The 13,809-nt window shown below is 50.4% G+C and carries 14 protein-coding genes and 1 other RNA gene; 7 read left to right on the forward strand and 8 right to left on the reverse strand.

Features of this window, described 5'->3' with window-relative positions; genetic code table 11:
- From LG288_RS09470 to LG288_RS09485, 4 genes are read left to right on the forward strand one after another with little or no spacing between them, the layout of a single operon-like run.
- Nucleotides 1–219, forward strand: a complete 219-nt coding sequence (locus tag LG288_RS09470; protein ID WP_404399948.1) for a DUF4177 domain-containing protein — start codon at nucleotides 1–3, stop codon at nucleotides 217–219.
- A 6-nt stretch (nucleotides 220–225) separates the two neighbouring features.
- A complete protein-coding gene (gene yidD, locus LG288_RS09475) occupies nucleotides 226–471 on the forward strand; it encodes a membrane protein insertion efficiency factor YidD (protein WP_404399949.1) in 246 nt (81 codons plus the stop codon).
- Entirely contained in the window at nucleotides 461–847 is a 387-nt protein-coding gene (locus LG288_RS09480; protein WP_404399950.1) for a TM2 domain-containing protein, read from the forward strand. Before yidD ends, LG288_RS09480 begins: the two co-directional genes overlap by 11 nt.
- A gap of 29 nt (nucleotides 848–876) precedes the next feature.
- Nucleotides 877–1,704: a MipA/OmpV family protein gene (locus LG288_RS09485; RefSeq protein WP_404399951.1), complete on the forward strand. Its 828-nt coding sequence runs from the start codon at nucleotides 877–879 to the stop codon at nucleotides 1,702–1,704.
- Between the two features lie 138 nt (nucleotides 1,705–1,842).
- Here the strand turns inward: LG288_RS09485 and gcvP are convergent, their stop codons facing one another.
- The 3 genes from gcvP to gcvT form a co-directional block, all read right to left on the reverse strand.
- A complete protein-coding gene (gene gcvP / locus LG288_RS09490) occupies nucleotides 1,843–4,731 on the reverse strand; it encodes an aminomethyl-transferring glycine dehydrogenase (protein WP_404399952.1) in 2,889 nt (962 codons plus the stop codon).
- 117 nt (nucleotides 4,732–4,848) lie between these two features.
- The gene (gcvH, locus tag LG288_RS09495) at nucleotides 4,849–5,238 is read right to left on the reverse strand and encodes a glycine cleavage system protein GcvH (RefSeq protein WP_404399953.1); all 390 of its coding nucleotides are present in this window, start codon (nucleotides 5,236–5,238) and stop codon (nucleotides 4,849–4,851) included.
- 45 nt (nucleotides 5,239–5,283) lie between these two features.
- Nucleotides 5,284–6,363, reverse strand: coding sequence for a glycine cleavage system aminomethyltransferase GcvT (gcvT, locus tag LG288_RS09500; RefSeq protein ID WP_404399954.1), 1,080 nt, complete (start codon nucleotides 6,361–6,363; stop codon nucleotides 5,284–5,286).
- Between the two features lie 132 nt (nucleotides 6,364–6,495).
- On the opposite strand from gcvT, the gene LG288_RS09505 reads away from it, so the two are divergent.
- Nucleotides 6,496–7,338 carry a LysR family transcriptional regulator gene (locus LG288_RS09505; protein ID WP_404399955.1) on the forward strand — a complete coding sequence of 281 codons (843 nt, stop codon included), beginning with the start codon at nucleotides 6,496–6,498 and terminating at the stop codon, nucleotides 7,336–7,338.
- 4 nt (nucleotides 7,339–7,342) lie between these two features.
- On the opposite strand, the gene LG288_RS09510 is transcribed toward LG288_RS09505, so the two are convergent.
- The 4 genes from LG288_RS09510 to LG288_RS09525 are packed head-to-tail and all read right to left on the reverse strand — an operon-like array spanning nucleotide 7,343 to nucleotide 11,575.
- Complete coding sequence (locus tag LG288_RS09510) at nucleotides 7,343–8,530, reverse strand: FAD-dependent oxidoreductase (RefSeq protein WP_404399956.1); 1,188 nt, start codon at nucleotides 8,528–8,530, stop codon at nucleotides 7,343–7,345.
- A complete protein-coding gene (gene ubiH / locus LG288_RS09515; RefSeq protein WP_404399958.1) occupies nucleotides 8,527–9,693 on the reverse strand; it encodes a 2-octaprenyl-6-methoxyphenyl hydroxylase in 1,167 nt (388 codons plus the stop codon). Before ubiH ends, LG288_RS09510 begins: the two co-directional genes overlap by 4 nt.
- The gene (pepP, locus tag LG288_RS09520; RefSeq protein WP_404399960.1) at nucleotides 9,678–10,997 is read right to left on the reverse strand and encodes a Xaa-Pro aminopeptidase; all 1,320 of its coding nucleotides are present in this window, start codon (nucleotides 10,995–10,997) and stop codon (nucleotides 9,678–9,680) included. The genes ubiH and pepP overlap by 16 nt, the downstream gene beginning before the upstream one ends.
- 11 nt (nucleotides 10,998–11,008) lie before the next feature.
- Nucleotides 11,009–11,575, reverse strand: a complete 567-nt coding sequence (locus LG288_RS09525) for a UPF0149 family protein (RefSeq protein WP_404399962.1) — start codon at nucleotides 11,573–11,575, stop codon at nucleotides 11,009–11,011.
- Nucleotides 11,576–11,717: 142 nt separating this feature from the next.
- Between LG288_RS09525 and zapA the strand changes: the two genes are divergently transcribed.
- Entirely contained in the window at nucleotides 11,718–12,032 is a 315-nt protein-coding gene (zapA, locus tag LG288_RS09530; RefSeq protein WP_404399964.1) for a cell division protein ZapA, read from the forward strand.
- A gap of 28 nt (nucleotides 12,033–12,060) precedes the next feature.
- Nucleotides 12,061–12,245: non-coding RNA, 6S RNA (gene ssrS, locus LG288_RS09535), on the forward strand.
- Nucleotides 12,246–12,247: 2 nt separating this feature from the next.
- On the opposite strand, the gene LG288_RS09540 is transcribed toward ssrS, so the two are convergent.
- Nucleotides 12,248–13,798: an amidohydrolase family protein gene (locus LG288_RS09540; RefSeq protein ID WP_404403084.1), complete on the reverse strand. Its 1,551-nt coding sequence runs from the start codon at nucleotides 13,796–13,798 to the stop codon at nucleotides 12,248–12,250.
- Nucleotides 13,799–13,809 lie beyond the last annotated feature (11 nt).

Consider the following 13,809-nt stretch of genomic DNA (forward strand, 5'->3'; position numbering starts at 1 on the left):
ATGTCTGACTTTAAGGAATATAAAGTGGTGCATGTCACAGAGGGGGGCTGCGGCACCATTTTACTGGGCTCCAGCGGCTTGCCGCTAAAGCGTATTGAATCTGTTTTAAACGAAGAAGCCAGCAATGGCTGGCAACTGGTGTTTCAGGTACTTGAACAAAAGCGCTTTTGGCTGTTCTGGACACGCGAAGCGGCAATCCTGACCCTGGGCCGTCGGTAACTGATAATGAAGAGCTTTATACTGGCTGCCATCCGCTGGTATCAACAACGGGGCGGCTCGCGCCGTTTTTTCAATACCGACTGTAATTTTCATCCCAGCTGCTCAGAATACACTTACCAGGCAATCGAATATTATGGAGTGATGCATGGTATCAAGCTCGGCTTTAACCGTATTCGGCGTTGTACTAATCCGGACTGTGTCAGCAAAATACCAGACCCGTTGCCAGGAGTAACATCTACCGATGAATATTGAACAATTGCGTGATCAGGAAGAGGCGCTGCGCAACAAAATTCGCAAACTGACTGACGAGCAGCGGCGGGGCTATTACCGACAGGAGCGCCGACAATTAAAAGATCCGGATACTTTTGCCGTGCTAAACTACTTTTTTATCGCAGGTTTACACCATTTTTACCTGGGTAACAGGTTACGCGGGTCGATAAACCTTCTGGTAATGCTAATAGGGCTGGCTATGCTGCCGGTATTCGCACCGGTCGGCATCGTCTTATTAGTGGGCATCTTTGTCGTGGAGCTGCCGCAGCTATTTAAGTCGCAGCGTATCGTCTACGCGCACAATCTGGCAACCATGCGACAGATACTGTCACAGGTTAGTAAAACAGACGCCCTATAGCCACTACATACATATACTGGAGAAATGAAATGAAAAAAGTTACGGGTCTGCTGTTAGCATTGTCCATACAGGGACTCTGCCTTCACACAGCAATAGCACAGGAACAAAAAGCCGCGTTGGTACCTTTACCGTCACTCGACGACTTCACGATGGGTAAAGATGGCTGGAGCTTCGGGCTGGGCCTGGGTGTTGAATACGAGTCTGCCTACGAAGGCTCGGACGAATTCGGCTTCGAACCTCAGCCTGCAGGTGCAGTACAATGGCGTAGCGGTGATGACATTTTCTTCTTTGCCGGTGAGGCACTGGGCTGGCGCGGTCTTCGTTCTGACACCTGGCTATTAGAGGCCATTGTAGGCTTCGAAGAGGGCCGTGAAGAAAGTGATTCCGACGACGGCCGGTTGGATGGACTCGGTGACACCGATGAAGGTGTTGAATTGGCGCTGCAGGCGCGTCGAGCTTTTGATGCCGACTGGCGGTATTGGTTGGACGGCCGCATTGTAACCGGTGAAAACGGAAATCTTGGTATCTTTGGGGTAGGTCGCCGGTTCGGCGAGCGGACCGACGGATCCGGTTCTGAGTTTTCTATCGTTGCAGTTTTTCACGATAGCGAACTGGCCAATACAGAATTTGGTGTAGACGCAGCACAGGCTGCAGCATCGGGACTGCCTGAAACCAACCTAAGCGGAGGGTTTCGCTCCATTGGCGCCCATTATAATTATCGCAATTATATTAACGACAACTGGCAGATTTTTGGCGAGGTACTCTACGAGCGATATAGTGGTGACATTACGGATAGTCCAGTAGCACGCAGCGACTATGAAGCCGAAGTCGGTATCGGGTTTATTTACATATTCTAGCCCGCTATGCCCCGGGATCTGCAAGGTTAATTCGATTGAGATAAAAAAAGCTCTCTTTTTACAAAGAGAGCTTTTTTATTAACTAAGATAAGAAACTCCATTTCGGAAGTTAATTGGTGTACGCAACTTGTTTACCGGTTAGCGATACTCTTCAATACCCGGACAAGAACACACCAGATTACGATCACCAAAGACATCATCAATCCGGTTTACTGTTGGCCAGAACTTATCATAGCTAACCGCCTCGACCGGATATGCCGCTACCTGACGATCGTAAGGTCTATCCCATTCGGCCTCGGTAATATCAGCCAACGTGTGCGGGGCATTAACCAGGGGGTTATTGTCTTTCGGCCAATCTCCGCCAGCGACTTTGTCAACCTCTTGCTTAATGCAGATCATAGCTTCAATAAAGCGATCTAATTCAGCTTTTGATTCCGATTCAGTAGGTTCGACCATAACCGTACCGGCCACCGGGAAGCTCATTGTCGGCGAATGGAAACCATAATCCTGCAAACGCTTCGCCACATCGATCTCAGCAATATCAGCGGCTTCTTTTAATGGTCGCAAGTCGATAATACATTCGTGCGCAACACGGTTATTTCGGCCACGATAAAGAATTTTAAAGTGCTTGCTTAACTGTTCAGCAACATAGTTGGCATTTAAAATCGCAACCTCTGATGCTTCACGTAAACCACGGCCACCCATCATTGCGATGTACATCCACGAGATAGGCAGAATACTGGCACTACCAAACTGAGCGCCTGATACAGCCCCGTTACCCGCTTTGGTGCTGTCGATAGGTACAACACTGTGATTGGGTAAAAAGTCTTTCAGGTGCTCTTTCACACCAATAGGACCCATCCCCGGACCGCCACCACCATGTGGAATACAAAAGGTTTTGTGTAAGTTCAAATGAGAGACATCAGAGCCAATGTAACCCGGCGATGTAACGCCTACCTGGGCATTCATATTAGCACCGTCCATGTAAACCTGGCCGCCGTAACTGTGAACCAAATCACAAATTTCACGGATACCTTCTTCATAGACGCCATGTGTTGAAGGGTAGGTCACCATGATGCAGGACAGGTTACCACCGGCTTCTTCTGCTTTGGCTTTTAAATCTGCCATATCAACATTGCCGTGCTTATCACAGTCTACAACCACAACTTTCATATTCATCATTTGCGCTGAAGCCGGATTGGTGCCATGGGCAGAACTTGGAATCAAACAAATATTCCGATGCGCATCACCGCGGCTTTCGTGGTACTTCTGGATTGCCAGTAGACCGGCGTATTCACCCTGAGCACCTGAGTTGGGCTGCATCGATAAGGCATCGTAACCGGTTATGTCGATCAACCAGTCAGACAGGGTCGACACCAGCTCTGCATACCCCTGCGCCTGCTCGACAGGACAGAACGGGTGCAGCTGACCAAATTCAGGCCAGGTTACCGGGATCATCTCTGCCGTCGCATTCAACTTCATGGTGCAGGAACCCAGCGAAATCATCGAGTGATTCAGGGCCAGATCTTTGTTTTCTAATTTCTTAATGTAACGCAGCATCTTAGTTTCTGAATGATACTCATTAAATACCGGGTGAGTCAGGTACTCTGACTCACGCACCAGAGCTGTTGGAATTGAATCGACATCACCGCTGGCGACGCGGCTGTCAAGCACATCCAGATCCAGGCCATGATCATCACCAAACAAAACGCCAAACAGTACGTTAACGTCTTCCCGGGTTTTCGCTTCATCCAGGCTGACGCCAAAGACACCTTCGCCATCGTTACGCAAATTGATGCCAGCTGCTTTTGAGCGCGCCAGAATTTCTTTCACATTTTCGGTCATGGTGAAGGTTAAGGTATCAAACCAGTGGCCGTTGTTGATCTTGACGCCTTTGTCCTGCAGCCCCAGGGCCACAATATCCGTTAACCGATGGATACGATTAGCAATCCGGCGCAGGCCCTGTGGACCATGATAAACGGCGTAAAACGATGCCATGTTGGCCAGTAATACCTGGGCCGTACAAATGTTTGAGTTGGCTTTTTCACGGCGAATGTGTTGCTCGCGGGTCTGCATCGCCATTCTCAGTGCAGGACGTCCGCGACTGTCTTTTGAGACGCCAATAATACGACCGGGCAGTGACCGTTTAAATTTATCGCGGGTGGCAAAAAATGCAGCGTGAGGACCGCCGTAACCCATAGGCACACCAAAGCGTTGCGCATTACCAAACACCATGTCTGCGCCCATTTCACCCGGTGATTTAAGCATCAACAAGCTCATTAGATCAGAGGCAACAGCAACAATTGCTTTTTTCTCCTGTAACTCGCCAATCAACTGCTCGATATTATGCAGTTCACCAGTTTTGTCGGGATATTGCAGCAGCGCACCAAAAACATCGTGCTCAGAAGCTTCACGCGGGGGCCCTACAATGATCTCAAAACCAAAATACTCGGCGCGCGTCTTGACCACATCGATCGTTTGCGGGTAAACATTATCCGCTACATAAAAGGCGTTGGCTTTTTTGTTTTTCGATACCCGCTTCGCCATCGCCATAGCTTCCGCGGCCGCCGTCGCTTCGTCCAGTAACGAAGCGCTGGCCAGGTCCAGCCCGGTTAAATCCATCGTCATTTGTTGGAAGTTGAGCAGGGCTTCCAGCCGGCCCTGGGCAATTTCCGGCTGATAGGGTGTATACGCCGTGTACCAGCCCGGATTTTCCAGGACGTTACGCAAAACCACATTTGGCGTTACGGTGTCGTAGTAACCCATACCAATGTACGAGGTAAAGATTTGGTTCTTTTTCGCAATGGTTTTGAGCTTCGCCAGCGCTTCGCGTTCTGTCTGAGGTTCACCCACTTGAAGGAACGGCTCGAGCAAAATAGATCCAGGTACCGTATCTTCAGTCAGTGCCTCCAGTGAGTCAGCACCAAGTACCTCAAGCATTGCTTTTTGCTCATCGGCATTAGGACCTATATGGCGGCCAATGAATTCATCGTGGTGTTCTAATTGCGTTAACGTAGTACTGGTCATTTACCTCGGCCTCGTACAAAAAGAAGAATTTTTTCAAAAGAAAAACGACGAACCCCGGCTACAAGTTCCGGGGTCCGCGACAATCCGTGTCAGCTATGGGTTCATACGATAAAACACTTAATCTTCATCGATGGACGCTTCATAAGCTTCAGCGTCCAGCAGATTTTGCAGCTCGCTGCTGTCGTCCGCTTTAATTTTAAACAGCCAACCATCGCCAAACGGGTCGTTATTGACGGTTTCCGGAGAATCTTCCAGATCTTCATTTACGGCAGTCACTTCGCCGCTGATTGGCGCATAGATATCTGATGCCGCCTTAACAGACTCAGCGACTGCAATATCATCACCGGTATCGACCTTGTCGCCCACATCGGGTAATTCAACAAACACCATATCGCCTAATAGGTCTTGTGCGTGTTCAGTAATGCCAATGGTAAAAGTTCCATCGCCCTCATCACGAACCCATTCATGGGTGGATGCATACTTAAGATCGGCTGGAATGTTGCTCATAATAAATCCCTGTAGTTCAAATCGTCGTGTTTAATTTAAGTAAGCCTAAAGAACAGATTGTCCGTTTCGCACAAACCCTGGCTTAACAATTTTTACCGGCACTTGTTTCTTACGCATTTCGACTTCGGCTGTATCACTTGTTGTTGCAGGTAAGCGCGCCATAGCGACAGAAAAACCAAGCGTAGGCGAGAATGTACCAGAAGTGATAACGCCTTCGCCACCTTCAGTGGTTACTTTTTGACCGTGACGCAGTACGCCTTTGCCATCCAGTACCAGGCCTACCAGCTTGTCGTGCCCTTCTGATTTTAACGACTCCAGCGCCTGGCGGCCAATAAAGTCGCGGTCTGCCGGTTCGAAGGCCACACTCCAGCCCATATTGGCTTCCAGTGGTGTAACCTGCTCGTCCATATCCTGGCCATACAAATTCATACCGGCTTCTAAACGCAGGGTATCACGCGCACCCAGACCACAAGGCGCAGCACCGGCCTTTAACAGAGCATCCCAGAGTTGCTCAAGCTGTTCGGCCGGAACCACTATTTCGTAACCTTTTTCGCCGGTGTAGCCGGTGGTAGCGATAAAGTAATCATCGACTTGCTTGCCGACAAACGGCTTCATGCCATCAATTTGGGCAAACTGGTCTGCGGTTAACACGCTCTGCAGCTTGTCGGCTGCGTTAGGCCCCTGCAAAGCCAGCATTCCCATGTCACTGCGCTCAGTAATCTTAACGTCAAAGTCAGCGGCTATTTTCTCAATCCAGGCCAGGTCCCGATCACGAGTTGCTGAGTTAACAACCATGCGGTATGACGTCTCCGAGAAGTAGTAAACAATCAGATCATCAATAACACCGCCGTTTTCATTCAGCATACTGGTGTACTGTGCTTTGCCTTCAGTTTTTAATTTAGCTACATCATTGGCTAGCAAGTAACGCAAAAACGCCTGTGCCTGCTGACCTTCAACATCAACAATGGTCATATGGGACACATCAAACACACCGCAATCGCGACGCACTGCATGATGCTCTTCAATTTGCGAGCCGTAATTTAGCGGCATATCCCAACCGTGAAAATCGACCATTTTCGCGCCCGCTTTTACATGTGCATCATACAAAGGTGTTTTGCTGCCCATATCGCATTCCTTATTTAAGCTTCAATAATTTGCCGCAAATTATAGGCTCGAATGGCTTAAGTTTAAAATCAATAATGCTTATACTGGCATTAAATTTTTAAATACCTGCTAATGGTATTATAAGAGGTTTCAATGAAACACTGGTCACTGGAGTCCTTAAGAAGCTTTTCTGCCGTCATCGAACTGGGCAGTATGACGTCAGCCGGAGAGCGCATGGGCCGCTCACAACCGGCCATAAGTCTGCAACTGAAAAAGCTCGAACAACAAGTTGGCAGCCCTCTGTTACAGCGCTATGGTTCCGGTTTTGTGTTAACAGCCGAGGGCGAAGTCCTTTTTGAATACGCGCAGCGGTTATTAGCCCTTAATGACCAGGCCTGGGCGCAGTTCGAGCCCCAGCAGGTCAGCGGTAAAGTGCGCCTGGGCATCACCAGTGAGTTTGCCTCCAGTTTGTTACCAAAAGTCCTTGGCCAATTTGCCCAGGTCTATCCACAAGTGACCCTGCAAGTGACCTCTGCATTAAGTAAAGACTTATTGACTGGTCTGGGGCAGCAGTTTGATGTGATTTTGGCGCTGCGGGAGCAACATAATAAAAGTGACATACTCATTCAGCGGGAAGAGCTGGTCTGGGTCGGGTCACCCGCGCTGCTGGAGCAGTTCCGGTTGCCTCTGGTAGTCGCCCCGGAGGGCTGCATTTACCGCCGTCGCGCCGAGCAGTCATTGCAGCGTAGTCAGCGACCTTACCGTATCACCTACACCAATACAGATTTTTCAGGGCTGACGGCTGCGTTAACCAGCGGGCTTGGCATTACCGTCTTAGCGCAGACCACGGTGCCGGATGAACTGACCATTATCGACAGAGTATCAGCTAATAAGCATTTACCGGCTCCGGGCAGCGTTAATGTCATCATGCGTTTAGCCGGCGGCGCATCAAGTGCAGCGTCACAGCTTGCTGATTATCTGCGCGCGCGGATTTAAATTGCTAGGCTTTACCTATCGCAATATGCGCCAGCTGCCTCTTTAATAACGAGAGCCTGTTCGGTAGTGCAAAGGCTAGCGCCCGGACACCTTTCAGCACCGGGTTTGCTGACCCAAAACCCCGCTTAAAGGCTTCCATAGCGGCTATCATCACTTGCGTTTCAGCCTTACGCTGACGCTGATACGCAGCCAGGCGCCGGTGTAAACGATTTAACGGTTTCAGTTCACTCGCCTCCAGCTGTGCAACCAGGGCCTGAACATCCCCAAAACCTAAATTCGCTCCCTGACCAGCCAGCGGATGAATCGTATGAGCCGCATCACCAACCAGCACAATCCGTTGCTGATACCACTGGCGGGCATACTGCATACGCAGCGGAAAAGCTTTGACTTCTGATACAGTTCGGCACGTCCCAAGGACACGTCCAGACTCAGCTGCCACGCGCTGCGCCAGCCGCTCTGAGCCTTCCTGCAGCAAAGTTTCTGCAAAGGCCTGATCAGCTGACCAGACAATGGACACAGTATGTGAGTCAGCCGTAGGTAATAAGGCCAACGGCCCCGTCGGTAGAAATACTTGCCGGGCAATACCCTGATGGGGCAGCTCTGTTGCGATATTTGCTACGATTCCCTGCTGCTGGTAATCCCAGAACGTCAGCGGTAATTCATTTCGCTGGCGGACCAGTGAACGCCCACCGTCGGCGCCGACCAGCAAATCAGCCTGCAGCAAAGTTCCGGCCAGCTGCAGCTCAACCCGTTGACTGTCATCGCCTGCTTCCAGTAGTTGCCAGTCGTCAGCCTGCTGAATATCGACACCCAGCTGCTCCGCGCGTTGCCACAAAAAATGCTCAACTACGTTATTTTCGACAATGACGCCAAGGTTTTCTGCGTCAACATCCTGTGCACCAAATTCGATCCTGGCCGGGCTGTCTTTATCCCATACCTGCATACCCTGATAAAGACCACAGCGGAATTCACAAATGGCCTGCCACACATCACAGTGCTTGAGTATCGATTGGCTGCGGGCGTTGAGTGCACTCACCCGCAACGCCAGTTCATCACTCAGGCCCGGCTGAGGGTGTCGCTCCACTACCACCACCCGGCGCTTTTGCTTCGCCAGCAGCACGGCCAGGCTTAAACCGATCATGCCGGCGCCGACAATAACGATATCGGCTTGTTGCCTCTGCAACCGACTCATAACGGGCCTCCGGCGGTTTTCATTCCCATTGTCAGGCGGGCAAATTGCGATTTCACTGCGCCAATGTGTTGCAAACCCAGTAACGCCATATTACGCGGTACGGTCATTACCGGATAATGATTGGAGAAGCCACGCACCAGTAAATCCGTTAAGCTAATAATCGCCCGGTAATCCTGCTCGCGCTGCTGCTGGTAGCTGGATAGCGCTTTAAAAGCACCGGGGTCAGTCAGGTTTTTTAATACCCCGGCCAACGTCTCGACATCCCTTAAGCCTAAATTAAAACCCTGCCCGGCAATGGGATGTAAAGCATGTGAAGCGTTGCCAATTATGACACTGCGATGATGAATGTTGCGGGTTGCCCGGCGCAACTTAAGGGGGTAAAACACTCGCTGCGAAACCGTCTTCATTAGTCCGGCACGATAGCCAAATGCTTGTTGACAGGCCTGCAGAAAGTAGTCGTCATGCCAGTTTTTGGCATCAACGGACTGTGCTTCATTAAATGTCCATACCAGCGAAGCCTGCTGATTCGGCATAGGTAACAATGCAATCGGGCCATACTCGGTAAAACGCTCGTAGGCCCAGCCATCTAATGACCGGTCCAGCGACAGAGTTGCGATACAGCCAACCTGATTATAATCTTCGCTGACACTGGGTAAGTTGAGTAAACTCCGCACTATCGAATTCTGCCCATCGGCGCCCACCAGCAACTGCCCTTTCACCTGGGTTGAGTCGGCTGTGGTTACCGTAACCGAATCCTGCGCCTGCTGGATATTCTGCACTCGCTGGTTATTTAACCACTGAATATTAGCTTGCGCGTGACATCGACGATATAAGTTTTCTACCAGCTTTGCAGCCGGCACGACCACACCCAGCGCTTCCACGTTTTCGCTGGCGGCATGAAGTTCAGCGGCGCCAAGATAGCCACGGTCACTAATATGAATATGTTCGATTGGGGTTTGCCAACTGTACTCATCCAGCACGTTCATTTTCTGCAGCCGCTTAACGGACGCCGCGGCCAAAGCAATAATACGCTGGTCCGCAGGTGGGCCTTCGGCACGTGGTTCAATGACAACAATCGACCAGTCCGGATGCTGCTCGGCTAACATCAGCGCCGTTAATGCTCCAACCAGCCCACCTCCGGCAATTACTACTTTTGCATCCACGTTTCTATCTCTTCAGTCGTTTTAGGTACTGACTCTGTCATATTTTCAAAGCCGTCCTCGGTGATGACTAAGTCATCTTCAATACGAATACCAATGCCCCGCCAGCGCTCATCAGCGCCAGAATCTCTGGCTATGTATATGCCGGGTTCAACGGTTATCACCATACCCGGCTGTAATTTAAGTGGATTGTTTTCTGCATCTTTATAGCGACCCACGTCATGCACATCCAGACCCAGCCAGTGACTCAAGCCGTGGATAAAGTATTTTTTCCAGCGTTGCTGCTCAAAGTTTTCGTCAGCATCGCCTGTTAAAATTTCTAGCTTAGTGAGACCGTCGCTAATAACTCGCGCAGCTGCCTTGGTGGCAGCAACCAGGTCAGAGCCGGGTTTGATTTTTTCAAATGCCGCCTGCTGAGCCTCTAAAACCAAATCGTAAAGCAGTTTCTGTTCTTCCGAAAACTTACCGTTAACCGGAAACGTGCGGGTAATATCAGCGGCGTAGCCCTGGTATTCTGCTCCTGCATCGACTAATACCAGGTCACCGTCGTGCAGCTGGTCGCGGTTATCGGTATAGTGCAGTACGCAGGCGTTGGCACCACCGCCACAAATCATTTCATAAGCGGGGTATAAAGCCCCGTTCATTGCGAACTCATGCTGCAGTTCAGCACCTAACTGGTACTCAAAAACCCCCGGCTGCACATATTTCATTATGCGTTTAAATGCGTTACCGGTAATTCGTGCCGCCTCCCGCATAACATTCAGTTCGTTGGCAGATTTTTGCTGACGCATTGTATCCAGTAGTGGGCGCAAATCCTCAATACGATGGGGTACTTTGTTGCCTCGTTTCTCAGTTTCCCGCAAATAAGCCATAGCCTGATGCACGTCATGCTCCAGACTTTCATCTTCGCCCAGCAGCAAAAATACGCTTTCAGTGCCATTTAATAGTTCCGGCAAACGCTGTTCCAGCTGATCAATGTTGTACCCGGCGTCGATACCCAGTGCATTGGGCGCATTGTGATAGCCAAGACGTAACCCATGCCAGACCTCGGCATCGGGATCTTTATCCTGGCAAAACAAAACACTACCCGGCTGGCTACTTAACGTACTTAACATTAATACAGCGTCAGGCTCATTAAAGCCGGTCAAATAATGAAAATAGCTATTTTGCCGAAACGGAAACTCAGTGTCGTTGCTACGGATCAACTGTTCGTTCGCCGCCACCAAAGCCACGACATTAGCGGGGAGCTGATCAAGGACACGCTGTCGGCGGCGCAAAAATTCATCCTGAGGTATGACGGGTTGCATGATGTTATCCTTCAATGCAAAGTTTTGTTGGTTGCTGTCGATGGCGGCTGATTTTTGCCCAGCTCTGAAAAACACATCATGGCAGAAACGCGCAAATACTCCGCTATTTCAAAATAGGCTTTTTCTGTCTCATTACCTTCTTCAACGTCAAATTCCAGTTTTGCGATCTCTACCATGTCATCCAGCGCTTCGCGTAAATCTGCCGAGGCATTGGCAATACTGGCCTGATTTACGCCAAACCCGACCAGGAATGACTGTACCCAGCCCGCTAATGCCTGCAATCGATCAGCAAGCGGAGCCTGATCCTCTGGTAGCAATGGCTGATAGTCCATGTCCGCACTAGCCAGCGAGCTTTGAACCTGTTCTGCCTGCTGCTGAATTAACTGCTTAAGGCCCGCCGGCATTGGATTGCTGTCGTAGGCCAGATCACTCATTAAAGTTAACAATTCGTCACTGTCGGCCGGGGTTCCGGTGGCAATAAGACCTGTTAACATTCCCTGCACTTCTGCCGCTGACGGTGTCATATCGTAACGAGCAAAATCTTCCGCCAGGCGGTCGTAGTCAAAACGTGTTGGCATGATAAAAATCCTTAAAATTACTTACTAACATCCTAACACCGGGCTTTATAATTCGCTAGCTGACAAGCCTATGCCGGACGTGTCATAATAACGCTGTCAGACACGCAACACAGTGATTAACTTTAAGCAGGGAGTCTGCAACATGGCTGGTCGTACAATGGACATTACTTTACTGGACAGAAATTACCGGGTTAATTGTCCGGTAGGTCAGGAAAGTGCGTTGCAACAGGCCGCTGATACGCTGGATCAACGCTTGCGTGATACCAAAGAGCGTACTAAATTAACTAATGTCGAGCAGATCGCGGTGATGACCGCGCTTAATTTGTGTCACGAATGGATTCAGGATCAAAACGACCAGGCGGCACGCACCGCAAAACTGGAAGAAAAGATCCAGTTGTTGCAGGCAACCATAGAACAGGCAATGAGCGAACAGCGCTCAAACCGTGGTTCGCGCTGACAACAGAGAATAGTTTTACCGCTTTTGCGGTTTCCTGGGGCGTACGAAAGTAGGCGAATGTCCCTGAGCCGATGCTTTTAGAACAGGGGATCACTGGCCCGTCATGAGCAAGCCCGGCGTGTACCGGGAAGCCTACGACGGATACCAATTGCTCCCCGCCTTGGACCAATGGGTTCAAGGGCCAACGCCGTAAACGGCGCCTCCGGGAAACCACCCTATTGGGCTGACTTCTCCTCAGCCACAATAGCTCTTACGTCTTCCAGCAATTGCTGAGCATCGTAAACGATGCCGTCTTTTATGGTGTATTTAACCCCTTCGGTACGCATCGGCTGGTTATTATCATCGAGTTTAAAATGCCCGGTACCGTACAGCACCTTAAAGTTTGCTAGCGGGTTCTCTTTTACTATCACCAAATCGGCCTTCTTGCCCAGCGCCACGCTGCCAATTTGACCATCTAATTGCAATGCTTCCGCGCCTGCTAAGGTGGCCGCATGAATAACTTCCAGTGCATTAAGCCCTGCTTCGCGCAGTAGCTCCAGCTCGCGGATGTAAGCAAAGCCATAAATTTTATAAATATAGCCGGCATCCGAACCTACGGTAATTCGACCACCATTAGCATGATAATCCTTCAAAAATCTCATCCATTTTTGATAGTTATCCTTCCAGGCAATCTCGTTATCCGTTGTCCAGTCAAACCAGTAAGAGCCATGAGCATAGCGGCTGGGTTCAAAGAACTCCCATAACCTGGGCAGGGTATAATCATCATGCCAGATCGCCTGACGCTCGCGCATCAAATCGCGCGACGCTTCATAAATGGTTAGTGTTGGATTGATGGTAAAATCCAATTCGATGAGCTCATCACGCACCGCATTCCATTTTGCTGATCCCTGCTCCGCCGACTGCTGCCACAACCGGCCGGCTTCCTCAAAACGGTGTTGTTCGTTGTTGTAATTGTAATGCGCCGGATAATCCTGGATTCGTTTGTCCTCGAATAACGCTTCCGGCAGACCATACCAGTGCTCCATCGAGGTTAAACCTAAGCGGGCCGAATCCAGAGCGTTCATTGACATGACGTTAAGCTGAGCATGGTGCATCATAGTGCCTAGCCCCTGTTTATTAGCTTCGTCTAACGCGGCTTCCATCACCTTGCGTGACGCGCCAAAAAACTTAATTCCCTGGGCGCCCTGTTGCTTAATGTACCTGACCCACTCGCGAGCCTGCTCAGGCCCGTAAATGGGTTCATCCCAGCCCTGACCAAAACCAACGTAGGCGACAATTCTGGGGGCCGCAATGCGATTATCCCGGCCTTGCTGCTGGTGCCATTTAACCCAGTCTAAGCCATTAAAGCTACCCGGCTCACGGATGGTGGTAATGCCATGCCCAAGCCACAGTTTCAGTACATATTCAGCCGGTATACCCTCAGCCGATCCACCAATGTGAGCGTGCATATCGATAAAGCCCGGCATAATATAATGCCCTGCCACATCAATTTCTTTATCGCCCTGCCGGGCTTCGGGCCGGCGTGATTCGATTATCGGCACCCCGGGGTTGCCGACACTGACTATCTGTATGATGCGATCATTTTCAATCACGATATCCACAGGCCCCTGAGGCGGAGCTCCTTCGCCGGTAATGACCGTACCGCCGCGAAGAATCAGACGCTGATAAGGTCCTTCGCCCCGCTCCATTCGTTCCGGAGCCTTCGGCGGCCCCTGCCAGGCTAATACCGGTAAGCTAATCAGGGCTATCGCAAGTGCCACAAGCATCGTGTTTAATC

The sequence above is a fragment of the Idiomarina seosinensis genome (assembly GCF_044797955.1).
GTDB classification, from domain to species: Bacteria; Pseudomonadota; Gammaproteobacteria; order Enterobacterales; family Alteromonadaceae; genus Idiomarina; species Idiomarina seosinensis_A.